This window comes from Pseudomonas sp. FP2294 (assembly GCF_030687625.1).
In the GTDB taxonomy this organism is placed as follows: domain Bacteria; phylum Pseudomonadota; class Gammaproteobacteria; order Pseudomonadales; family Pseudomonadaceae; genus Aquipseudomonas; species Aquipseudomonas shahriarae.
Window position 1 is genome coordinate 1,159,830 of the sequence record NZ_CP117441.1, and the last position, 23,911, is coordinate 1,183,740.

Genomic DNA, 23,911 nt, shown 5'->3' on the forward strand with positions numbered 1-23,911 from the left:
GAAACTGTGCTGCAGCCCGCAGAAACGTGGCCTGGGGCGCAATGGTGAGGGTGAAAATAACTGCGTCGGCCACCCTGGAAAACGCCCCGATACCGTGCAATCTGTGCCAACTGACGTTCGGCAGCGGCCAGCGGCACCGTTTCGGGTGCCGTTGGCGCAGGTTTACGCTAGAATGCACGGCCTCAAAGCACACCCCCTTCCCGAGGCTGTCCCGAAGATGTTGATCCTGCGCGGCGCTCCTGCCCTTTCTGCCTTTCGCCACAGCAAACTCCTTGAGCAACTGAGCCAGAAGGTTCCAGCTGTCACTGGCTTGTATGCTGAATTTGCTCACTTCGCCGACGTTAACGGCGTTTTGACCGCCGACGAACAGCAAGTGCTGGCACGCCTTCTGAAGTACGGCCCCAGCGTTCCCGTTCAAGAGCCGACTGGCCGCTTGTTCCTGGTTCTGCCACGGTTCGGCACCATCTCGCCCTGGTCGAGCAAGGCCAGCGATATCGCCCGCAACTGTGGCCTGGAAAAAATCCAGCGCCTGGAACGCGGGATCGCCTTCTACGTGGCTGGCCAGTTCAGCGATGCCGAAGCCGAGCTGATTGCCAGCAGCCTGCACGACCGCATGACCCAGATCATCGTCAGCCAACTGGAACAGGCTGCCGGCCTGTTCAGCCATGCCGAGCCCAAGCCGCTGACCGCGATTGACGTGCTCGGCGGTGGCCGCGCCGCCCTCGAGAAGGCCAACACCGAGCTGGGCCTGGCCCTGGCCGAAGACGAGATCGACTACCTGGTCAACGCCTTCAACGGTTTGCAGCGCAACCCCCACGACATCGAACTGATGATGTTCGCCCAGGCCAACTCCGAGCACTGCCGCCACAAGATTTTCAACGCCAGTTGGGATATCGACGGCCAGAGCCAGGAAAAAAGCCTGTTCGGCATGATCAAGAACACCTACGTGATGCACAGCGAAGGCGTTCTGTCGGCTTATAAAGACAACGCCTCGGTGATCGTCGGCTCTGTCGCCGGCCGTTTCTTCCCGGACCCGGAAACCCGCCAGTACGGCGCGGTGCAGGAGCCGGTGCACATCCTGATGAAGGTTGAAACCCACAACCACCCGACCGCGATTGCCCCGTTCCCGGGCGCAGCCACCGGCTCGGGCGGCGAGATCCGCGACGAGGGCGCCACCGGCCGTGGCGCCAAGCCCAAGGCGGGCCTGACCGGTTTCACCGTGTCCAACCTGCAGATCCCAGGCTTCGAACAGCCGTGGGAAGTGCCATACGGCAAGCCTGAGCGCATCGTTACCGCACTCGACATCATGATCGAAGGCCCGCTGGGCGGCGCCGCGTTCAACAACGAATTCGGGCGTCCGGCCCTGACCGGTTATTTCCGTACCTTCGAGCAGTCCATCACCACCCCCCGTGGCGATGAAGTGCGCGGTTACCACAAGCCGATCATGTTGGCCGGCGGTATGGGCAACATCCGTGAAGACCACGTGCAGAAGGGCGAGATCCTCGTCGGCTCGAAGCTGATCGTGCTCGGCGGCCCGGCCATGTTGATCGGCCTGGGCGGCGGCGCGGCTTCCTCCATGGCCACCGGCACCAGCTCGGCGGACCTGGACTTTGCTTCTGTTCAGCGCGAAAACCCTGAGATGGAACGCCGTTGCCAGGAAGTCATCGACCGTTGCTGGCAGTTGGGTGACAAGAACCCCATCAGCTTTATCCACGACGTCGGCGCCGGCGGTTTGTCCAACGCCTTCCCGGAACTGGTCAATGACGGCGACCGTGGCGGCCGTTTCGAACTGCGCAATATTCCAAACGACGAGCCGGGCATGGCCCCGCACGAAATCTGGAGCAACGAATCCCAGGAACGTTACGTACTGGCGGTCGGCCCTGAAGACTTCGCGCGCTTCCAGGCCATCTGCGAACGCGAGCGTTGCCCGTTTGCCGTGGTCGGCGAAGCCACTGCCGAGCCGCAACTGACCGTGACCGACAGCCACTTCGGCAACAGCCCGGTGGACATGCCCCTCGAAGTGCTGCTGGGCAAGGCCCCGCGCATGCACCGTTCGGCGGTACGTGAAGCCGAACTGGGCGATGATTTCGACCCAAGCAGCCTGGACCTGACCGACAGCATCGAGCGCGTGCTGCACCACCCGGCCGTGGCGAGCAAAAGCTTCCTGATCACCATCGGCGACCGCACCATCACCGGTCTGGTTGCCCGTGACCAGATGGTCGGCCCTTGGCAGGTGCCGGTGGCTGACGTTGCCGTGACCGCCACCAGCTTTGATGTGTACACCGGTGAAGCCATGGCCATGGGCGAGCGTACCCCGCTGGCCCTGCTGGACGCCCCGGCGTCGGGCCGCATGGCCATTGGTGAAACCATCACCAACATCGCCGCATCGCGTATTGGCAAGCTGTCCGATATCAAGCTGTCGGCCAACTGGATGTCCGCTGCCGGCCACCCCGGTGAAGATGCGCGCCTGTACGACACCGTCAAGGCAGTCGGCATGGAGCTGTGCCCGGAACTGGGGATCACCATTCCGGTGGGCAAGGACTCCATGTCCATGGCCACCCGTTGGAACGATGAAGGCACCGACAAGAGCGTTACCTCGCCGCTGTCGCTGATCGTCACCGGCTTTGCGCCAGTCACCGATGTCCGCCAGACCCTGACCCCGCAACTGCGCATGGACAAGGGCACCACCGACCTGATCCTGATCGACCTCGGTCGTGGCCAGAACCGCATGGGCGCCTCGATCCTTGCCCAGACCCACGGCAAGCTCGGCAAGCAGGCGCCGGACGTCGATGACGCCGAAGACCTCAAAGCCTTCTTCGCCGTGATCCAGGGCCTGAATGCCGATGGCCACCTGCTGGCTTACCACGACCGTTCCGACGGTGGTTTGCTGACCAGCGTCGTGGAAATGGCTTTCGCCGGTCACTGCGGCCTGAGCCTGAACCTCGACGGCCTGGCGGAAACTTCCGCTGACATCGCTGCCATCCTGTTCAACGAAGAATTGGGCGCGGTCATCCAGGTGCGCCAGGACGCCACCCCGGACGTGCTTGCACAGTTCAGCGCCGCTGGCCTGGGCGACTGCGTGGCCGTGGTCGGCCAGCCGATCAACAACGGTGTGATCAACATCGTGTTCAACGGCGACACCGTGTTTGAAGGCCAGCGCCGCCTGCTGCAACGCCAGTGGGCCGAGACCAGCTACCAGATCCAGCGCCTGCGCGATAACGTCGCCTGTGCCGAGCAGGAATTCGACGTGATCCTGGAAGAAGACAACCCGGGCCTGAGCACCAAGCTCAGCTTCGACGTCAACCAGGACATTGCCGCGCCGTACATCAAGAAAGGCATCCGCCCACAGGTTGCCGTGCTGCGTGAGCAGGGCGTCAACGGCCAGGTGGAAATGGCGGCCGCGTTCGACCGTGCCGGCTTCAATGCGATTGACGTGCACATGAGCGATATCCTCGCCGGTCGTGTTGACCTCAATGAGTTCAAGGGCCTGGTGGCCTGCGGCGGTTTCTCCTACGGCGACGTGCTGGGTGCCGGTGAAGGCTGGGCCAAGTCGGCCCTGTTCAACAGCCGTGCCCGCGATGCGTTCCAGGGTTTCTTCGAGCGTAACGACAGCTTCACCCTGGGTGTGTGCAACGGTTGCCAGATGATGTCCAACCTCCACGAACTGATCCCGGGCAGCGAGTTCTGGCCGCACTTCGTGCGTAACCGTTCCGAGCAGTTCGAGGCCCGTGTGGCCATGGTGCAGGTGCAGGAATCGAACTCGATCTTCCTGCAAGGCATGGCCGGTTCGCGCATGCCAATCGCCATTGCCCACGGTGAAGGCCATGCCGAGTTCGCCAGCGAAGAAGCGCTGCTCGAAGCCGACCTGTCCGGCACCGTGGCCCTGCGCTTTGTCGACAACCACGGCAAGGTCACCGAAAACTACCCGGCCAACCCGAACGGCTCGCCGCGCGGGATCACCGGGCTGACCAGCCGCGACGGTCGTGTGACCATCATGATGCCGCACCCGGAGCGTGTGTTCCGCGCGGTGCAGAACTCGTGGCGCCCGGAAGAGTGGAACGAAGACGGTGCGTGGATGCGCATGTTCCGTAACGCTCGTGTGTGGGTGAACTAAGGCCGTGTACAAGCTCAGCTTCTTTGTGCCCGACAGCCATGTGGAGGCGGTGAAAAGCGCCGTCTTCGCGGCCGGTGGCGGGCGCATCGGCGACTACGACAGCTGTGCCTGGCAAGTGCTGGGCCAGGGCCAATTCCGCCCGATGGACGGCAGCCAGCCGTTTATCGGGCAGGTGGGCCAGGTCGAAGTGGTTGAAGAATGGAAGGTCGAGCTGGTGGTGGCTGATGAGTTGATCAAGGCAGTTGTCGCTGCGTTGAAGCTCAGCCACCCCTATGAAACACCGGCTTATGAGGTGTGGCAGCTGGCGGATTTCTGATCGGCCGGCTGTAGACAGAAAACCCGCTGGGCCGACTTGGCCAGCGGGTTTTTTTGTGGGCGATCATGCCGCCATGGGCAAGCCTCAATCACTCACGGTGCGGGCACCAGCCCCACTTCAGCCTTCAAGGCGCTGATCAACAGGTTTTCGTAGCCGAACCGCTTGCCCTGCATCGGCTCCCAGCGCTCGACATAAAATAGGCCGTTGTGGTCGACCTTGATCGGTGTCGAGACGATTTCCCCGCTGCGGGAACGATGCAGCAGGTTGCTCTGCGCCGGCGACGGGCGTTCGATCAGGAACAGGCCGGGACGGTTCAGGCGTGTCCTGTCCGCGGGGACGAAGGGGGAGGGGGCCTTGATGCCTTCTACGCCGGCGTCCAGGATGAAATCGCTGCGCAGGGCTCGGGTGTAAGGCGTCAGGCCTTCGGCAAACGTCTCCCAGGTGCCGGGGCGAATGTTCTGCGCCAGTGCCGGGGCCGTGTCCCGGATTTGCAGGCTGACGGCGCCTTGCAGCTCCGCCAGGCCGGGCACCCCCAGGTTGATGTTGGTGTGGGCGCTGCCGATGAAGGCCAGCCATTTATGCGGCCCGTGGGCCGCCTGGTCGGCCTTGATCACCTGCGATGCGAAGTAGCTGAACATCTGGTTGCGCGACTGCACCGTGTCCCGCAGCCCCTTGACGTGGTAACTGGCCGTGCAGTCCAGGGCCCGGATGCGCAGGCCATGCCTGGCCGCCACCTGGATGACTTCGGTGTAGGTATCGTCGCCGTTGTAGCCTGGCATATGGCCGCGATCCAGCCGTGTGAGGTAGCGCTTGAGTGTGTCCGGCAGCCGTTGCGTGCTGAGGAACATGTCCAGGTCCGCCTGATGCATATCGGTCAGCAGATGTTCGACGTACAGCGTCTTGAACTCCAGTTCCTTGAGTTTTTTCATGTGGTCGCGCAGCCAGCGCTTGCTGGATTGCTCCTGGTGCCCTTCACCAAGGATCAGTCCCGGGAACTCGCTTTGACGCAGTTTTTCCAGAAATGCCTCTGGGGTCGTGTGGGCGGCCAGTTCGGCCGGGTCTGGCCTTGCCGGCGGTACCTGGCTGGCCAGGTAGGCCTGGGCATCGCTACTCAGGCGATCCCTGGCGCTCTGGAAGGCCTGGAATGCTTCGCGCTCGTGCGGATTCAGCGCAAAGTAGCGGCTGTCCAACCCGCGGTGGGCGACGATCTGTTGCGCAAGGTTGTCCCTGAGCGGTAGGGGAATGTCGTAGTCGCTGTAATGCGTCACGACCGCGGCAGTCGCCGCGCTGGACGACGCTGCGGGTTCGGGTGCCTTGTACGCGGTCTGCAGGGCCAGGCGGTAATCGCCCTTGGCCAAGGGATCGCCCGCAATGGCACCGGCGGTGTCGAGCCAGATCCCCACGGGTTGGCCCGGGGCCACGTCGTCCACCCGCAGGGCAACGGCACCTTGCAAGTCGGCCAGGCCGGGGGTGTCATCGAAAGTGCGCAGGCGCGATGAATCCACCAGGGCCACCCAGCGCTCACCGGGTGTGTCGATGGCGTCGGTCTCGAGGGCTTTGTGGGAGTAGAAGTTCCTGATCCCGTTGTCCCGGGGCGTGGTGGTCGGGGTGTCGGCCATTTGCAGGACGTCATCCAGTAGATAGGAGGTGGATGCGTCCAGGGCCCTGATCTTCATGCCCTTTTCCTGGGCCTTGCGCACCAGGGCCACGTAGGAGTATTCGGCATTCTCGGCAAAACCCAAGGCGGTATCGATGGTTTTCAGGTGCCGTTGGATATGTTGCCAGGATTTCCCGCTGTTCAGCTTCTCCAGTTTCGCCCGGAATATATCGGCTGGCAGGTGCTCGATGTACAGGTGTTTGAAGCCTTGGTTGAGCAAGCTGTCCATCTGCGTGATCAGCAGTTGTTTAGCGGCAATGGAGCCGGGTATCGCGCCGATGACCAGGGGCTTGTTCCCGGCAAAGGCATTGCTGGCGATCCATTGCGAGAAGGACGTGTCGGCGCCGATGGCCGGCACATCGGTGCGGGCTGGTAGTGGGGCGAGATGTTTGAAAAAGTGGCGGGCGTCGGCTGTCAGTTGCTCGGCCTGTTGCAAGTAGGCGGCGCGCACCGCTTTCAAGTCTCGGGCAGCATTCTCCAGTGCGACGTCCCGGGAGCCGAACTCCCATTCGGTTCGCTGCACTATCCCGGCCCGTACATCCGGGTTCAGGGCCAGCTCCAGTTTGCCCGCGTACTTCGCCGGGATTTCATAGTTCTTCAATGGCTCGGGTGGCTCGGGCAGCTTTTCATATTTCGGCGCGCCGCCAGTCACCCCGGTACGCCGCCAGACGCCTTGCGCATCGGGGGCGGCGAGGCGGGTAGTGGAAACCAGTCTGCCGGTCGCCGGGTCCAGGCGGTACAGCAAATAACGGCCGATCGGGTCGGGGGTCTTTTTTGCCCACAGGCCTTCGCCACCGAACAGCACGGCTTGCATGTCCTCAAGCGCCAGCGGCTTGGGCTCTAGTGGCTGGATCAGCTTCAAGACCTCGTTCAGCGCCGCCGCAGCCTCGGTGGCCGGGCGCACGGCCGGTTTTACCAGTTGTTTGAGCGACACCAGGGCCGGGCGCAGATCGGTAAAGGCCGCCCCGGCGCTGTTGAGCACGTAACCGATCAAGTGTTCCACGGCCGCCCCCGTATCGCCCTGCTGATAGGCGTGCAGCGCCAGCATGCCGTCCTTGAATGCCAACAGCATGCCCAGGCTCAGGCTGAGGGTGGGGAACGGCGCGGTAGCGATACCGCTGACCCACTCCACGCAGGTCCACAGAATACTGCTGATCATCTGGCTGCGATTCGCCGTGGTGCCTTCAACGTCGTCAATCTTGCGCTGCTGCTTCATGTCGTACAGCGCCTGGCGCAGATCCAGTAATGGGGTTTGCCCGTGGGTCGAGTCGTAGCGCGGCGGACTCACGGAGGTTTTGTTCAAGTCCTCGGGTAATTGCGCCTTGGCCTCTTCCAGGAAGGTGCGTACGCGCGCCTGGGATTGAGCACCGACCCGCAGGGTGAAATAGCCGACCATGCCGGGAGTCTTTTTCAGCAGATAGTTGAACTGTCGCGCCTCACGAAAGCTGATGCCGTCGGGTGCGTTTGGGGTGTAAAGCAACGTCGGGAAACCGACGTGGCTGAAGAGGAAGTTATCGATCACCCATTCGCCGTCTACCAGCAAGCGGTGGAGGGCGTAGGTGCCACGGACCTCGGTGCGGGTATCGCCCATGCTGGCAATGCTGCGTTCCAGCCAGTCGCCATCGACCCCGGCGATATGCCCTTGCAGGCGGCATTCCAGGGCGGCGTTCTGCATCTGCCGTTGGGTAATGCTCAGGGTGGCATTGCGCCGCAAGGCATAGTCGGCACTGCCGGCGTTGAGCAGCCGGCGTTTGACTTCGTTGATGTAGTGTTGGCCAACCCAGGTGCCGGTGATCGAGCGGGCGACCTTTTCAGCGGTCAGCGGGCTCAGGTCAACACCGGGCGGGCCTTTGAAGCGAGCGGCGCGCGAAAATTTCGCGTCAAGAAAGCCTACGCCGTCGGCGTAGCCATCGCGGTACAGCTGGGTGTAGGTCAGGGGGGCAGGGGTCCATGAGGCGAGCAGCGCCGGGGGCGAGAAGGCCCAGACCGTATCGGGGTCGATGTCGTTCTGATGGCGTCCGAGCAGTTCGTTCAGGCGTTTTCTGGCCCGTTCGTGCACGTAGGTGGAGAAGCTGGGAACGTGTGCATCGGACAACGGGAAGTCGTTGTAGGCCTGCAGTGCGCCTTCGCTGTCTTGCGCCAGTTTCAGCAGTTTCTGGCGGTTGTCGACGCTGGTGGAGCGATACCAGTTCGGGGTGCCGAATTCATAGTCATCGACCCGGGTTGCCAGGACATGGGCCGACATGGCCTGGAGGCAGTCGGCATGCTTGCCGATATTGCCAAAGCGGATCTGTGTGTATTCCCGGGCGTGAAACTTGAAGCTCAGGCCCGTCAATACCTGTTTCATTGCATCGCGAAAACGCAGGGCAACCCGCTTGATCAGGTAGTCGGTGAGGCCGCCGCTGTCCTGGCTCCAGCCGAGGATATGGTTCTGGCACGCGATCTCACTGTCGAATGCCTGAAACTGCTGCTCGCGCGGTGCCTCGGGGGTGCATAACAGCACACGGATCACGCTGCCGTTGGCATCGGTCTGGCGCAGCACCCACATATCCTGCAACTGGGCTTCGTGCAGCGACAGGGTGGCGGCGCTCAGGCGCGGGTCGGTGCCTTGGCGCAGGCTCTGCACCAACTGGAAGTCCTCTTCAGTGAGGTGCCCCTGAAGCAAGGCGGTGTAGGCCAGCGCGTTGATCCGCTGGTCGAGCATCTGTTCGATTGCCCGGCTGACGGCGGGTTTGCCGTGCATCTGCTGCTGGGCGTCGGCAAAGTCGATACGTGGCTGCAGGGTGCTCAGCGTCTGCGCCAGCCAGGCGGGTGTCAGGTCCCGATAGGCCTTGGGCAACACGGCATCCCGGTAGGTGAGTGTGGTTTTGTTGAGAAAGTCCGAGCCCGCCAGTGCATCGCCGGTTTGCAGGCCGCGCAGGGCCAGGTCGATCAGGTTGCGGTCATGTTCGTACTCGCCGATGGGGTCCACGTAGCGCCGGGTGTTGATCACCAGGTGCTCGGGCATCAGGTCTTGGATGTCCAGCTCATCGCTCAGGCGTTCGAGCAGTTGGTAGCGGGCCAGTGCCTCGGGGCTGGTGACCGGACTCAGCAGGTCGAGCAGATGCTGGCGTGCCTCGTTGTAGCTCGCCAAGTGGGTGGCGAGTGTGGCCCGACGGTCTGCACTGGCGCTGCGGTACCAGTCCGGTGCGCTCTGGCGCAGGTAGCGCTCCAGCAAGCGGCGGGCGCGCCATGCCAGGCGTGGGCTGATGTCCGGCACAGAGGCGCTGATGGCGCGATCCAGGTCACTGATCAGTTGAGCGGCTGACGGCTGCGGATTGTCGACCAGGCTCAGCGCCCGCTCGATGTCCTGGGTGCGCTTGGCGATCAGGGCGGCGTCGGTGTGTTCAAACAGCGGGGTCTTGTCGATCGGCGTCAATTCCAGCGGCCAGATCGCGGCCGGTGTTATATCGCGATAACGCACGGGCAGCAGTTGCATGAAGTCGCGCCGTTGCTCGGCATCGTCCATGCCTTGGCGCAAGTGCGTATTCAATTGCGCCAGGGAGCCCAGGCACTCGATCCCGCGGGTGGGGGTAAACAGCATTACCTCACCCAGGGGCAGTGCAGAACTCAGATCGCTGGGCACCGGGCTGGACTTCTCGGTCACCACGAAGGCCCCCGCCAGCTCGACGCTCTGTTCCTGATAACGCAAGGTCAGCGCATACAGCCCCGGGCGCAGGGTTATGCCCTGCGCTATACGCCCAAGCAAGGCCTGCTGTTGCGGGTGCAACAGGCGGTCCTCGGCACTGAGGGTTGTTGCATGGGCCAGGGCGACGTACCCGGCTTCAAAGGTCATAAAGGATTTGCGTGGCTTGCCATCTATCTGCTCATAGCGGTCGAGGTGCTGCAGATGGGCGTTGAGCGTGGTCTTGAGCGTTGCCACGCGGCTGGCCAGGTTGCTCTGGGTAAGCCCTCGGTAGAGCGGCCGGCTCTTGTTCAGATACAGCTGCCGATAGGACATCAGCATGCCGTTGAGTTTTTCCAGATAGGCCAGTGCAGCAGAGGGTTTGTGTTCGGGCACTAGCGGCGCATCGACTTGAAGCAGGTGATGACCGATCTGATTGAGGTGGCCTTTGATGCCTTCAAAGGTTGGGGATGTGGTGCTCACAGGCACGCTCTCCATGCTGAGGATAAGAACCCTCAGCATGGGCAGCCGTGCCCTGGGCAGGGCGGTAGATAAGTAGCGGGCTCAGGCCCCGGTACGCACCGGGTCGCGGCTGGCAAGGGCCTTGAGGGCAGTGCTCAAGCCTTGGGCCGACTCGCCCACCAGCAGGTGCCAGATACCGCCGTCGAGCCGGCTGATGCCCTGGCAACCAAGGGTCTTGAGCTGGGATTCCGACAATGCCCGGTCATCGGCCAGGCGCAGGCGCAGACGGGTCATGGCCACGCAATCGAGCTGCAGCACATTGTCGCCGCCGCCCAGTGCGTTCAGCCATTGTTCGGCCTGGGGCGGGGCAACGTTGGCCACCGCGGGCTGAGGGCTGGGAGATGAGGGCGAGGGCTGGCCGGCTGTCGGCATGGCCAAGCGAATCTCATCGGCAATGCTGTCGGCCATCGGCCCCACCACCACCTGCAAGCTGCCGCCATTGCCGGGGCGCACCACGGCCATCGCCCCCAGGGCCTTGAGCTCGGCGTCCACGGCCTTGTTACGGTCGACCATGTCCAGGCGCAGACGGGTGGTGCAGGCGCCGACGCTGAGCAGGTTGTCGGCGCCGCCCAGGGCGCGGATATAGGCACTGGCCCGCTGGTTATCACTCATCGCTTCGGCCTGTACCACCTGGATGTCTTCACGGCCAGGGGTCTTCAGGTTGAAGCGACGGATGCAGTAGTTGAACACGCTGTAGTAGATCACCGCGTAGGCCAGGCCCACCGGGATCACCAGCCAGCCATTGGTGGACTTGCCCCAGCCCAAAACCATGTCGATGAACCCACCGGAGAAGGTAAAGCCCAGGTGAATATCCAGCAGGTTGGTGACCGCCATCGACAGGCCGGTGAGCAGCGCATGCAGCAGGTACAGGAACGGCGCGAGGAACATAAAGGCGAATTCGATCGGCTCGGTGACCCCGGTGAGGAATGAGGTCAGGGCCATCGACAGGAAGATCCCGCCCATGATCTTGCGCCGCTCCGGCAGGGCGTTGCGGTACATCGCCAGGCACGCGGCGGGCAGGCCGAAGAGCATCACCGGGAACATGCCGGTCATGAACTGGCCGCCTTTGGGGTCGCCGGCAAAGTAGCGGGTCAGGTCGCCGGTGACCACTGCGCCGGTGGCCGGATCAGTGAAGCTGCCAAACACAAACCAGGCCATGTTGTTGAGGATATGGTGCAGCCCGGTGACGATCAGCAAGCGGTTGAACACGCCGAACACAAAGGCGCCGAGGCTGCCGCTTTCCATCAGCAGCACGCCAAAACTGTTGATGCCGTGCTGCACCGGCGGCCAGATCAGGCCGAAGATCACCCCCAGGCCCACCGCCGAAAACCCGGTGACAATCGGCACAAAGCGTCGCCCGCCAAAGAACGCCAGGTACTCCGGCAGCTTGATGTCCTTGAAGCGGTTGTACAGGGCCCCGGCCATCAGCCCGCTGACGATCCCGGCGAGCATGCCCATGTTGATGGTGCTGTCCATGACCTTGAGGGTGGAGACCATCACCAGGTAGCCAATGGCTCCGGCCAGTCCGGCGGTGCCGTTGTTGTCGCGGGCAAAGCCCACGGCGATGCCGATGGCGAAGATCAGCGCCAGGTTGGCAAAGATCGCTTGCCCGGCGTCGTGCATCACCGCGATGTTCAACAGGTCGGTGTCACCCAGGCGCAGCAGCAGGCCGGCAATCGGCAGGATGGCGATGGGTAGCATCAGCGCACGGCCCAGGCGTTGCAGGCCTTCGATAAACAATTGGTACATGGCGAGTCTCCTTTTTCTTGTTGTTGTCAGCTCAACGGCCAATGGTGTTGGCAGGCTTGGCGCACGGCGCCGGCGCTGCTCAGGTTGAGCAGGGCCTGGCTCAGTTGCCGGCATTGCGCGGCGTCGAGGTGACGCACGCGGTCTTTGATGGCGGCAATCTGCGGCGGGCTGACGGACAGCTCCCGCACCCCCAGGCCCACCAGCACGGGGGTGGCCAGCGGGTCGGAAGCGAGGGCACCGCACACACCGACCCAGCGCCCGTGTTTAGCCGCGCCGCTGCAGGTCTGGGCGATCAGGCGCAGCAGCGCCGGGTGCAACGCATCGACCCGCGCGGCGAGGCCGGCGTGGTCGCGGTCCATGGCCAGGGTGTACTGGGACAGGTCATTGGTGCCGATCGACAAAAAGTCCGCGTGCTCGGCCAGTTGCTCAGCCATCAGCGCGGCGGCCGGGACTTCGATCATCACCCCCAGCTCCGGGCGCTGGGTCAGTTGCAGTTCGGCGCACAGTTCATCGAGGCGCTGGCGAATGTGCAGCAACTCGTCGACTTCACTGACCATCGGCAACAGGATCCGGCAACGTTGCAACGGGCTGACCTGCAGCAGGGCACGCAGTTGCTGGTCGAGCAGTTCCGGGCGCACCTGGGCCATGCGAATACCGCGCAGGCCCAGTACCGGATTGGCTTCGGCGGGCAAGGGCAGGTAGTCGAGTTGCTTGTCGCCGCCGATATCAATGGTGCGGATGATCACCGATTTGTCGCCCATGGCGTCCATTACCGCTTGATAGGCCTGGCGCTGTTCCTGTTCATCGGGCGCGGTGCGGCGGTCGACAAACAGAAACTCGGTGCGCAACAGACCCACGCCATCGGCGCCGTTGTCATAGGCGATCTGCGCCTCGCTGCTGGAGGCGACATTGGCGGCCACTTCAATGCCCACGCCATCCAGGGTGCTGGCGGCAGCATGGGCCTGGGCCTGTTGCAGCTGGCGCCGCTGTTTCTGCGCATCGCGGATCTGGTGGACCTGGGCGTGGCGGGCATCGTCCGGGTTGAGTTCCAAGCGCCCATTGACGGCGTCCAGCACCACCCGTTGCCCTTGGGTTATTGCCAATACTTCACTGCCCAGCGCCACCACGCAGGGCAAGTCTTTGCCCCTGGCCAGGATCGCCACATGGGACGTGGCGCCGCCTTCGGCCATGCAGATACCGGCCGCGTTTTGTGCGCTCAGTTGCAGCAGGTCCGAAGGCGTCAGCTCGTGGGCGACAACAATCGCGCCGGCGGGCAACTCGAACTGCCAGGCTTCGCCCAGCAGTGCGCGCAGCACCCGTTGCTGCAAGTCCCGCAGGTCGTTGGCACGTTCGGCAAACAACGGCTTGCCCAAGCCCAGCAACACCGCGCATTGGGCCTGGATCGCATCGCGCCAGGCATGGGTGGCGGCGCTGCCGTGCTCGATGGCAGCGGTGGCGGCCTCCAGCAGGGTCGGGTCTTCCAGCAGCGCCAGGTGGGCGGCGAAGATCTCTTCTTCCTCGACGGCCTGGCGCTGGCGGGCGTGCTCCAGGGTATTGCGGATTTCGCCGCGCACCTGTTCCAGGGCGCTGTCCAGGTGCTGCAACTGCTCATGGCGCGCATGGTTACGTGGGTCTTCTGGCAACTCGATGCTGTTGAGTCGGAACAACGGCCCGCAGACCAGGCCCGGCGCGGCGCACACCCCTTGCAATACGCCTGCTTCACGGTTGACTGGACGCGCAGCGGCTATCACCGGGGCCTGTACGGCTTCGGCAGTGGCTAGCGAAAGGGCGGCGACCAGTGCCTGCAACGCCGCGTCGCAATCCTGGCCACGGCACGTGACCTGCACTTCATCCTGTTCACCAATGCCCAGCCCCATCAAGCCGATCAGGCTGGCGCACGACGCCGATTTACCGGCGAAATGCAGCTGCGACAGGCTGCTGAAACCCTGGGCGGTCTTGCGGATCAGCGCTGCGGGCCGCGCATGCAGGCCGCCGCGATGGGTGATGCGCACGCTGGCACTGGCGTGCGCCTCGGCGGTGTCGGCCATCACGGGCTGCACGACGCCAGCCTGACGCGCAACGATGCGCAGCAGGGCTTCGCCGACCTTGACGGCGTTCACGGCCACGGGGCGCAGTTCGAACTGCTCGCCGTTAGTGAGGATGATCAGGCTGACCAGGCTTTTGCACTGGCGGGCGATGCGATCCAGGTCAAAGCGCACCAGGGGCTGCCCATTGCTGACCCGTGCGCCTTGCTGGACCAGCAAGGCAAAGCCTTCGCCTTGCAGTTCGACGGTGTCGATGCCCACATGCAGCAGCACCTCGGCGCCATTGTCGGCGCGGATAGTCAGGGCGTGGCCGGTACGGGCAACGTGGATCACGACCCCGGCACACGGCGCATGCAGGCAATCGTTGAGGGGGTCGATGGCAATCCCGTCGCCCATGGCGCCACTGGCGAACACGTCGTCAGGCACATTGCCCAGGGTCAGCACTGGCCCGCTGAGGGGGGCGCTGAGGGTGAGGTCATTATTATTGTCGGGCATGGGCACGGTACTCATCAGGAAACGACAGAAATCAACTCAGTGGGTGCGAGTGACTTTGCTCAGGTGGCGGGGCTGGTCCGGGTCCATGCCCCGGGCCTGCGCCAGGCCGGCGGCCATCACGTAGAAGCTCTGGATTGCCAGGATCGGGTCCAGGGCCGGGTGTTCGGCGCGGCTGAGGGTCAGGTCGCGTTCGGCGATATCGTCGGGCGCGGCCAGCAGCACCCGAGCCCCGCGCTGGCGCATTTCCGTGGCCAGGCTCAGCAGGCCCGGCTGTTCGGCGCCGCGCGGGGCGAACACCAGCAACGGGTAGTTATCGTCGATCAAGGCCATCGGCCCGTGGCGCACTTCGGCGCTGCTGAAGGCTTCGGCCTGGATCGCCGAGGTTTCCTTGAGCTTGAGCGCGGCTTCCTGAGCGATGGCAAACCCGGCGCCACGGCCGATGACCATCAGGCGCTGGCAGTCGCGCAGGGCGTCGATGGCCAGGCTCCAATCCTGGGTCGCCGCTTCGCGCAGGCCGGCAGGCAGGGCGTGGCAAGCTTCGAGCAGGCCGTCTTCCTGGTTCCAGTGCCCGACCAGTTGGGCGCTGGCGCTCAAGGTGGCGATAAAACTCTTGGTCGCGGCCACGCTACGCTCGGGGCCGGCGCACAGCGGCACATGGAATTCGCAGGCGGCTTCCAGGGGCGAGTCTTCAGCGTTGACCATCGACACACTCAAGGCCCCGCGCTTGCGCAGCAGGCGCAGGCTGTTGACCAGGTCCGGGCTCTGCCCCGACTGAGAGAAGCCGAAGGCCGCCTGGCCGCTGACTTTCAGCGGCGCCTGCGCCAGGGTCACCACCGACATCGGCAGCGACGCCACGGGAACGCCCACATGCTGCATGGTCAGGTAGGCGAAGTAACTGGCGGCGTGGTCCGAACTGCCACGGGCGACGGTCATCGCCACTTGCGGCGGCTGGCGGCGCAGGCGGCCGGCGACCTCGGCCAGCAGCGGGTCGAGGCATTGCAGTTGGGCCGCGACGGCCTCACAGGAGGACAGGGCCTCTTCAAGCATTTTTGAAGTCAATGGTTTTTCCTTCGACCATTACGTCGGTGAGGTGCAGGGAGCGGTCCAGGCGCACGCAGTCGGCAAAGCTGCCGGGTTGCAGGCGGCCGCGTTGTTCCAGGCCCAGGTAATCCGCAGGAAATTGCGACAGGCGCTGTGAGGCTTCGCTGATGGGCAGGCCGATCTTCACCAGGTTGCGCAGCGCCTGATCCATGGTCAGGGTGCTGCCGGCCAGGGTGCCGTCGGCCAGGCGTACGCCGCCCAGGCATTTGGTCACGGTGTGGCTGCCCAGCTTGTATTCGCCGTCGGGCATGCCGGCGGCGGCGGTGGAGTCGGTGACGCAGTACAGGCAGGGAATCGAGCGCAGGGCCACGCGCATGGCCCCGGGGTGTACGTGCAACAGGTCCGGGATCAGTTCGGCGTATTGCGCGTGGGCCAGTGCGGCACCGACGATGCCCGGCTCGCGGTGATGCAGCGGGCTCATGGCGTTGTACAGGTGGGTGAAGCTGGTGGCGCCGGCGGCCAGCGCTGCGACGCCTTCTTCATAGCTGCCCAGGGTATGGCCGATCTGCATGCGCACGCCGCGTTGGCTGAGGGTGCGGATCAGGCCGTCATGCCCGGCGATTTCCGGGGCAATGGTGATGACCCGGATCGGTGCCAGGCGCAGGTACTCCTCGACCTCGGCCATCAATGCCGTGTGGGCAAAGTTGGGCTGTGCGCCGAGCTTTCCTGGGTTGATGTAGGGGCCTTCCAGATGCACCCCCAGCACCCGGGCGCTGCCGCTTGGACGGTTTTCGCAGAACTGGCCGAGTTCGCCGAGCACGCGGGAGATTTCCTCGACCGGTGCAGTCATGGTGGTGGCCAGCAGCGAAGTGGTGCCGAAGCGCACATGGGTGCGGGTGATGGTCTCGAAGGCACTGCGGCCTTCCATGATGTCCTTGCCGCCGCCGCCGTGTACATGCAGGTCGATAAAACCCGGCAGCAGGTAGGGCAGGTCGTTGTCGGCCGGGTCGCAAGGCACACCTTCGACGGCGCTGACCTTGCCTTCGTGGTGCACCAGGCGGCCGCGCATCCAGCCGTGGGGCGTGAGGATATTGTCTTCGGACATGGCAGTTCTCTAAGGCCGCAGTTCGGCGGAAAAGTCGTACCTACGCAGCTCAGCGACAAAGTCGTAGTAGTCGTTGCGGCAGTAGGTGTCGGTGATTTCGATCGGCGTGTTGTCGGCGGTGTAGCCGACCCGGGTCATCAGCAGCATGGCGGTGCCGGGGGCGATGCCCACCAGGGCGGCGAACTCATCCGAGGCGTTGATGGCCTGGATATGTTGCAGGGCCCGCACCACCGGTTTGCCGATGCCTTCCAGGTATTCGTAGAGCGAGCTGCCGATGGCCTGGGGGGTGGGCACGATCGAGGCGGGCAGGGCGCTCATTTCAATGGCCATCACGGTGTCATCTGCCTTGCGCAGGCGCTTGAGCCGCGCCACTTTGTCGGTGGGCGACAGGCACAGGCGGATCAGCTCTTCGTGGGTCGGCGGGGTGATCTCGCGCACCAGCCACTGGGAGCTGGGGGCAAACCCCTTGAGCCGCAGCATTTCGCTGAACCCCGAGAGGCGTGACAGCGGCTGTTCCAGGCGTGGCGTAATAAACGTGCCAGAGCCCTGGCTGCGGCGGATCAGGCCTTGGGCAAACAACACTTCCAGCGCTTTACGGGCGGTGACCCGGGAAATACCCAACTGCTCGCTGAGCACACGCTCCGAGGGCAAGGCCTGCTCGGATTTCCACTGGCCAGCATGGATCGCCGCTTCGAGGTTGCGGGCCAGTTGCAGGTACAACGGCGTGGATTGTCGGTCGTCAGGACGCAGGGTCTGGATGGGATTCATCTGTAGGGTTTCCGATGCGTTATTGGAGTGTTGTCGCCCGGTAATGGCCGGAAATTAATACCACTTAAATACCATGTCAATGCCGCCAAAAGCGTGCGGAACCGGCTTGCAGGGCACTTTTTCAGGGGGTGGTATCAAGTGGTATTAGAGAGGTCTTTGTCGCGCGCAGAAACGCACAGCCCCCGCCGATGAAATGGTATTCACCGGCAGGGGCTGTGGCAGAGGCAGGTTTTTTTTGAATTATTTTACCAACGGTCGAAGTTACGGACGGATCTCGATCATCGTGCCGTCCTTGACCAGGTTCCACACTTCGCGCATGTCGACATTGCGCATGCCGATGCAGCCGTCGGTCCAGTCCAGGGTGTGGAACCACTGTTCCGGATACTCCTCACTGTCTGGCGTGCCGTGGATCATGATCATGCTGCCGGGCTTGACCCCTTCGCGGCGGGCGCGGGCGGCATCGCTGATATTGGGGTAGGAGATATGCATGGACAGGTTGAAACGGTCGCTGGTCTTGCGCCAGTCGATCCAGTAGAAGCCTTCCGGGGTGCGGCGGTCGCCTTCGATCAGCTTGTGGCCCTTGGGGTTCTTGCCCAGGGAGATGCGGTAGGTCTTCAGCGGTTTGCCGTCGTGGATCAGTTGCAACTGATGGGCGGACTTGAGCACCAGGATCTTATCGACGGTTTTACCGCCCAGGGTTTGCAGGGTGGTGGCTGACGACAGGGTGACGAACGACAGGCAGAGCAGAGCAAGCAACCAACGCATTGCAGCGGTATCCCTTTGACGGTGACCTTCGATTGTTATTGTGCAGGGTGAGTCAAGGGTGGCACCGATTCGCTGCGCACGGGAAACACCTGTTGCCGACGGTCGGCGAAAAAGCATTCTAGGGTACGCCGTACCGTGCGGAAAGCCAGGTCGGACCAAGGGATGTCCGCTTCATCGAACAGTTTGACTTCCAGGCTCTCGGGGCCGGCGGCAAAGTCCAGGTCGATCAGTTCGGCGCGGTAGAAGATATGCACCTGGCTGATGTGCGGTACGTCGATCAGCGTGTAGATCGTCAGGTTGCGCACCCTGGCGCAGGCTTCTTCGAGGGTTTCGCGCATTGCGCCCTGTTCCACGGTCTCGCCGTTTTCCATAAAACCTGCCGGCAGGGTCCAGTAGCCCAGGCGCGGCTCGATGGCGCGCCGGCACAGCAGCACTTGGTTGCCCCAGACGGGCAGGGTGCCGGCGACGATATTGGGATTCTGATAGTGAATGGTCTGACAGTGGTCACATACATAACGCAGGCGCGCGTCGCCTTCGGGAATGCGCTGGATGACCGGTTTACCGCACTGGCTGCAGAAATTCATGCTTGGGTTCCTGGGGACTGCGCCTATCTTGGCGTGCAGGGCAGTGGCCTGCAAGTTGTCGTTTAGCGACACCGCCGGGGTTTTGGGGTTGGGCACCTGTACGCTTTGGTGCATGATGCAAGGTAGCCAACAGATCGAGATGACTCATGCTGGACGAGCTACTTCGCCGGGTAACCAATCACACGCCACGCACGCTGGAAACTGACAGCCGTTTCCCCGAGGCCGCCGTGCTGGTGCCGATTACCCGCAGTGACGAACCCGAGCTGATCCTGACCCTGCGTGCCAGCGGCCTGTCGACCCATGGCGGCGAAGTGGCGTTTCCGGGTGGGCGCCGTGACCCCGAAGACCCGGACCTGGTGTTCACCGCGCTGCGCGAGGCCGAAGAGGAAATCGGCCTGCCACCGGGCCTGGTGGAAGTGATCGGGCCCTTGAGCCCCCTGATCTCCCTGCACGGCATCCGCGTGACCCCGTATGTGGGTGTGATCCCCGACTATGTCGAATACCTGGCCAACGATGCCGAGATTGCCGCCGTATTCAGCGTGCCCCTGGAGTTTTTCCGCCAGGACCCGCGTGAGCACACCCACCGTATCGACTACCAGGGCCGCAGTTGGTACGTGCCCAGCTATCGCTTTGGTGAATACAAGATCTGGGGCCTGACGGCGATCATGATCGTCGAGTTGATCAACCTGCTCTATGACGATGCCGACATCAGCCTGCACCGTCCGCCGAAAAGCTTTATCAATACTTAAGCCATCGTTTGAATGGCAAGCCGTGAGGGAAGACCATGAAATACCGCCTGGGCGATGCCCGCGTCGAGACACATCCACACAGCTGGGTAGCCCCCAATGCCACGCTGGTGGGTAAGGTCAAGCTGGAGGAGGGCGCCAACGTCTGGTTCAACGCGGTGTTGCGTGGCGACAACGAACTGATCCTGATCGGCAAGAACAGCAACGTGCAGGACGGCAGCGTGATGCACACAGACATGGGCTACCCGCTGACCCTGGGCACCGGTGTGACGGTGGGGCATAACGCCATGCTGCATGGCTGTACCGTCGGCGACTACAGCCTGATTGGCATCAATGCGGTGATCCTCAACGGCGCCAAGATTGGCCGGCACTGCATCATCGGCGCCAATTCGTTGATCGGCGAAGGCAAGGAAATCCCTGATGGCTCGCTGGTAATGGGCTCCCCCGGCAAGGTGGTGCGGGAATTGACCGAGCAACAGAAGAACATGCTGGAGGCCAGTGCTGCGCACTATGTGCATAACTCTCAGCGCTACGCCCGTGACCTGGTCGAGCAGCCGGAATGAACCCGGTTGAACGCCCCGTCGCCTCGCCCTGCGTGAGCATTTGTGCGCTGGATGACGACGATATCTGCACCGGTTGCCAGCGCAATGTCGACGAAATCACCCGTTGGAGCCGCATGGACAACGCCGAGCGCCGGGTGGTGCTGGGGTTATGTCATGAGCGGGCGAAAGCCAGTGGGGTGTTGTGGATGATTCCTGGGAAATCTGGCGCCTGACAGGGCGCTATCGCAGGCAAGCCAGCTCCCTCATTTTGAAATGCATTCCAATGTGGGAGCTGGCTTGCCTGCGATGAGGCCCCTCCAGACGACATCCCTTTAATTGTGTACCCTGTGCGCATTACCCACAGGTCCCTCGCCCCATGCTCTTCCTGATCGCCTATATCAGCAGCGTCGTGCTGATCAACTTCGCCTTTTCCACCGCCCCGCACCTGGATGTCATCTGGTCCGCCTGGGGTGGCCTGGTGTTTATCCTGCGGGACATGGTGCAAACGCGCTTCGGCCACGGGGCGATTATCGCCATGCTCGCGGCGCTGGTGCTGTCCTACATCACCTCCGATCCGTCCATCGCCCTGGCCAGCGCCACGGCGTTCGCGGTCTCCGAGTGCATCGACTGGCTGGTCTTCAGCATCACCAAGCGCCCGTTGCATGACCGGCTGTGGATCAGCTCGGCGCTGAGCATTCCCCTCGATACCTTTATCTTTTTTGGCCTGATCGGCGCGTTGACGCCGGCGGTGGTCGGTACCGCCCTGGCCTCGAAATTTGCCGGGGTCACCGTGGTGTGGCTGGCCATGGCCTGGCGTTTGCGGCGCCAGCGTGTCGCCAACTGAGGCCAATGCCCGCCGTTCATGTAAAATGCCGGCCTTTCTCCCCCTGATCCGCTCCCCTGAGGACCTGAGATGACCCGAATCGGAACTCCATTGTCGCCAACCGCGACCCGCGTATTGATGTGTGGCTGCGGTGAGCTGGGCAAGGAAGTGGTAATTGAGCTGCAGCGCCTGGGCGTTGAAGTGATTGCCGTGGATCGCTACGCCAACGCGCCGGCCATGCAGGTGGCGCATCGCAGCCACGTGATCAACATGCTCGACGGCGCAGCCCTGCGTGCGGTGATCGAGGCGGAAAAGCCGCACTTCATCGTCCCGGAAATCGAAGCCATTGCCACCGGCACCCTGGTGGAACTGGAGGCTGAAGGCTTTACCGTGATCCCCACCGCCCGTGCGGCGCTGTTGACCATGAACCGTGAAGGCATCCGCCGCCTGGCCGCTGAAGAGCTGGACCTGCCGACCTCGCCGTACCATTTTGCCGACACCGTGGAAGACTACCGCAAGGCCGTCGAAGACCTCGGCTTCCCCTGCGTGGTCAAGCCGGTGATGAGTTCGTCGGGCAAGGGCCAAAGCCTGTTGCGTAGCGCCGATGACGTGCAGAAAGCCTGGGACTACGCCCAGGAAGGCGGGCGTGCAGGTAAAGGTCGGGTGATCATCGAAGGGTTTATCGACTTCGACTACGAAATCACCCTGCTGACCGTGCGTCACGTCGGTGGCACCACCTTCTGCGCGCCTGTGGGTCATCGTCAGGAGAAGGGCGACTACCAGGAATCCTGGCAGCCCCAGGCCATGAGCCCGGCGGCCCTGGCCGAATCCGAGCGCGTCGCCAAAGCCGTGACCGAGGCCCTGGGTGGTCGTGGTCTGTTTGGGGTCGAGCTGTTTATCAAGGGCGACCAGGTGTGGTTCAGCGAAGTCTCGCCGCGCCCTCACGACACCGGGCTGGTGACCCTGATTTCCCAGGACTTGTCGCAGTTTGCCCTGCACGCGCGGGCGATTCTTGGCCTGCCGATCCCATTGATCCGCCAGTTCGGGCCTTCGGCTTCGGCGGTGATTCTGGTGGAGGGGCAATCGACCCGGACGGCGTTCGCCAACCTCGGCGCGGCCCTGAGCGAGCCGGATACCGCACTGCGTCTGTTCGGCAAGCCAGAAGTGAATGGTCAGCGCCGCATGGGCGTGGCGTTGGCGCGGGATGAGTCGATCGAGGCTGCCCGGGCCAAGGCGACCCGTGCTTCTCAAGCGGTGGTTGTAGAGCTGTAAAAGCATCGCGGGCAAGCCCGCTCCCACATGTGGAAGGCGTTCCAGTGTGGGGGCGGGGTTACCCGCGATAGCGGTCTATCAGGCGACCTTGTTCAAATCGTTATCCCGCGTCTCTTTCAGGCACAGCACCGCAATCAAACTGAGCAACGCTGCCGCCGACACATACCCGCCGACATAACTCAGCCCACCCATCGCCACCAGTTTGGTCGCGAAAAACGGTGCGGCCGAAGCCCCGACAATCCCGCCCAGGTTATACGCCGCCGACGCCCCGGTATAACGCACGCGTGTCGGAAACAGTTCCGGCAACAACGCCCCCATCGGCGCAAAGGTCACGCCCATCAGGAACAGTTCCAGGCACAGGAACAGCGCCACCGCCCAGGTCGAGCCGTGGGTCAGCAATGGTTCCATGGTGAAACCCGACAGAATCGCCAGCACCGCACCGACGATCAACACCGGCTTGCGCCCATAGCGGTCACTGGCCAGGGCTGCCAGCGGCGTGGCCGCGCCCATGAACAACACGGCAAAGCACAGCAGGGCGAGGAAGGTTTCGCGGCTGTAGCCCAGGGTGCTCACGCCATAGCTCAGGGAAAACGCCGTGGTGATATAGAACAGCGCATAGCACACCACCATCGCGGCCGCGCCCAGCAGCACTTGCAACCAATGCTGGCTGAACAGCTCCACCAGCGGCACTTTTACTGGTTTTTCCTTGGCCACGGCGTTGGCGAACACCGGGGTTTCATGCAGTTTGAGGCGCGCATACAGGCCCACCATCACCAGCGCGGCGCTGAGCAGGAACGGAATACGCCAGCCCCAACTACGGAATTGTTCATCGTCCAGGTTCATCGCCAGGATCAGGAACAGCCCATTGGCCGCCAAAAAGCCAATGGAAGGCCCCAGCTGCGGGAACATGCCGAACCAGGCACGCTTGCCCTTGGGCGCGTTCTCGGTGGCCAGCAGCGCGGCGCCGCCCCATTCCCCGCCCAGCCCCAGGCCTTGGCCGAAACGCAGCACGCACAACAGGATCGGGGCCCAGGCACCAATGGTGTCGTAACCCGGCAACAGGCCGATCAGGGTGGTGCACACGCCCATCAGCAGCAAGGAGGCCACCAGCGTCGACTTGCGCCCGATGCGGTCACCGAAGTGGCCGAACAGCGCCGAACCCAGTGGCCGCGCGATAAAGGCGATACCGAAGGTCAGGAACGCCGCCAGCATCTGCGCGGTGCCGGAACTCTGCGGGAAGAACACCGGGCCGATCACCAGCGCGGCGGCCGTGGCGTAGATATAGAAGTCGTAGAACTCGATGGCGGTGCCGATGATGCTCGCGGTGGCGACCCGGCTGGTCGAGTTGGTCGGGGCGGCGGGAGCGGCCTCGTTATAGGTGGTGCTCATTGAGGTATCCCTGATGGTCATTGCGCGCTTGGCGCGGATTATTATTGGTCTTGCACCCATGGATCAGGGCAGTGCGCGGCGTTGGCTCGGGATGGGAGCGGGTACCGGTCAGACACGGGGTTGCGGTGCCTGGACACGCTCAGTGCGGATAGCACGCGGTCGGGCAGGGCTTGGGTAAGCGCGATTGATTATAGGAAGGGGGTTGCGCTGCAAACAAGGGCTGGAGCGCGGTCTTAGGGGCTGAAAAGATCAAATGTGGGAGAAGCGGGCGCCTCGGGGTATCAGTGACACTGAGGTGAGGCTATCGCGGGCAA

16 protein-coding genes are annotated in these 23,911 nt (G+C 63.5%); 7 read left to right on the top strand and 9 right to left on the bottom strand.

Features of this window, described 5'->3' with window-relative positions:
* The first annotated feature begins 217 nt into the window (after nt 1-217).
* On the top strand, nt 218-4,114 hold the full coding sequence (gene purL / locus PSH73_RS05105; protein WP_115127489.1) for a phosphoribosylformylglycinamidine synthase: 3,897 nt from the start codon (nt 218-220) through the stop codon (nt 4,112-4,114).
* A gap of 4 nt (nt 4,115-4,118) precedes the next feature.
* Entirely contained in the window at nt 4,119-4,430 is a 312-nt protein-coding gene (locus PSH73_RS05110; RefSeq protein ID WP_057437975.1) for a hypothetical protein, read from the top strand.
* Between the two features lie 92 nt (nt 4,431-4,522).
* On the opposite strand, the gene PSH73_RS05115 is transcribed toward PSH73_RS05110, so the two are convergent.
* From PSH73_RS05115 to PSH73_RS05150, 8 genes are all read right to left on the bottom strand, one after another.
* Nucleotides 4,523-10,234 carry a membrane-targeted effector domain-containing toxin gene (locus PSH73_RS05115; protein WP_305462053.1) on the bottom strand — a complete coding sequence of 1,904 codons (5,712 nt, stop codon included), beginning with the start codon at nt 10,232-10,234 and terminating at the stop codon, nt 4,523-4,525.
* Nucleotides 10,235-10,315: 81 nt separating this feature from the next.
* Nucleotides 10,316-12,022, bottom strand: coding sequence for an N-acetylglucosamine-specific PTS transporter subunit IIBC (gene nagE / locus PSH73_RS05120; RefSeq protein WP_057960551.1), 1,707 nt, complete (start codon nt 12,020-12,022; stop codon nt 10,316-10,318).
* Between the two features lie 26 nt (nt 12,023-12,048).
* Nucleotides 12,049-14,562 carry a phosphoenolpyruvate--protein phosphotransferase gene (gene ptsP, locus PSH73_RS05125; RefSeq protein WP_305462055.1) on the bottom strand — a complete coding sequence of 838 codons (2,514 nt, stop codon included), beginning with the start codon at nt 14,560-14,562 and terminating at the stop codon, nt 12,049-12,051.
* 36 nt (nt 14,563-14,598) lie between these two features.
* Entirely contained in the window at nt 14,599-15,621 is a 1,023-nt protein-coding gene (locus PSH73_RS05130; RefSeq protein ID WP_115127493.1) for an SIS domain-containing protein, read from the bottom strand.
* Complete coding sequence (gene nagA / locus PSH73_RS05135; RefSeq protein ID WP_305462057.1) at nt 15,602-16,708, bottom strand: N-acetylglucosamine-6-phosphate deacetylase; 1,107 nt, start codon at nt 16,706-16,708, stop codon at nt 15,602-15,604. The genes PSH73_RS05130 and nagA overlap by 20 nt, the downstream gene beginning before the upstream one ends.
* Nucleotides 16,709-16,717: 9 nt before the next feature.
* Nucleotides 16,718-17,476 carry a GntR family transcriptional regulator gene (locus PSH73_RS05140; protein ID WP_057959542.1) on the bottom strand — a complete coding sequence of 253 codons (759 nt, stop codon included), beginning with the start codon at nt 17,474-17,476 and terminating at the stop codon, nt 16,718-16,720.
* 261 nt (nt 17,477-17,737) lie between these two features.
* Nucleotides 17,738-18,241 (bottom strand): murein L,D-transpeptidase family protein, encoded by a 504-nt coding sequence (locus tag PSH73_RS05145; RefSeq protein WP_057437979.1) that lies wholly within the window; start codon nt 18,239-18,241, stop codon nt 17,738-17,740.
* A gap of 35 nt (nt 18,242-18,276) precedes the next feature.
* Entirely contained in the window at nt 18,277-18,825 is a 549-nt protein-coding gene (locus PSH73_RS05150) for an NUDIX hydrolase (RefSeq protein ID WP_057959544.1), read from the bottom strand.
* Between the two features lie 146 nt (nt 18,826-18,971).
* Here PSH73_RS05150 and PSH73_RS05155 point away from each other — a divergent pair, with 146 nt between their 5' ends.
* From PSH73_RS05155 to purT, 5 genes are all read left to right on the top strand, one after another.
* Nucleotides 18,972-19,574 (top strand): CoA pyrophosphatase, encoded by a 603-nt coding sequence (locus tag PSH73_RS05155; RefSeq protein ID WP_057959545.1) that lies wholly within the window; start codon nt 18,972-18,974, stop codon nt 19,572-19,574.
* Between the two features lie 35 nt (nt 19,575-19,609).
* Nucleotides 19,610-20,134 carry a gamma carbonic anhydrase family protein gene (locus PSH73_RS05160; protein ID WP_186626222.1) on the top strand — a complete coding sequence of 175 codons (525 nt, stop codon included), beginning with the start codon at nt 19,610-19,612 and terminating at the stop codon, nt 20,132-20,134.
* Nucleotides 20,131-20,346, top strand: coding sequence for a DUF1289 domain-containing protein (locus PSH73_RS05165; protein ID WP_057437987.1), 216 nt, complete (start codon nt 20,131-20,133; stop codon nt 20,344-20,346). The genes PSH73_RS05160 and PSH73_RS05165 overlap by 4 nt, the downstream gene beginning before the upstream one ends.
* Before the next feature lie 143 nt (nt 20,347-20,489).
* Entirely contained in the window at nt 20,490-20,957 is a 468-nt protein-coding gene (locus tag PSH73_RS05170) for a VUT family protein (protein WP_029296170.1), read from the top strand.
* Between the two features lie 69 nt (nt 20,958-21,026).
* A complete protein-coding gene (gene purT, locus PSH73_RS05175) occupies nt 21,027-22,208 on the top strand; it encodes a formate-dependent phosphoribosylglycinamide formyltransferase (RefSeq protein WP_057959546.1) in 1,182 nt (393 codons plus the stop codon).
* Between the two features lie 78 nt (nt 22,209-22,286).
* Here purT and PSH73_RS05180 read toward each other — a convergent pair whose 3' ends face one another.
* The gene (locus tag PSH73_RS05180; RefSeq protein ID WP_029296174.1) at nt 22,287-23,597 is read right to left on the bottom strand and encodes an MFS transporter; all 1,311 of its coding nucleotides are present in this window, start codon (nt 23,595-23,597) and stop codon (nt 22,287-22,289) included.
* Nucleotides 23,598-23,911 lie beyond the last annotated feature (314 nt).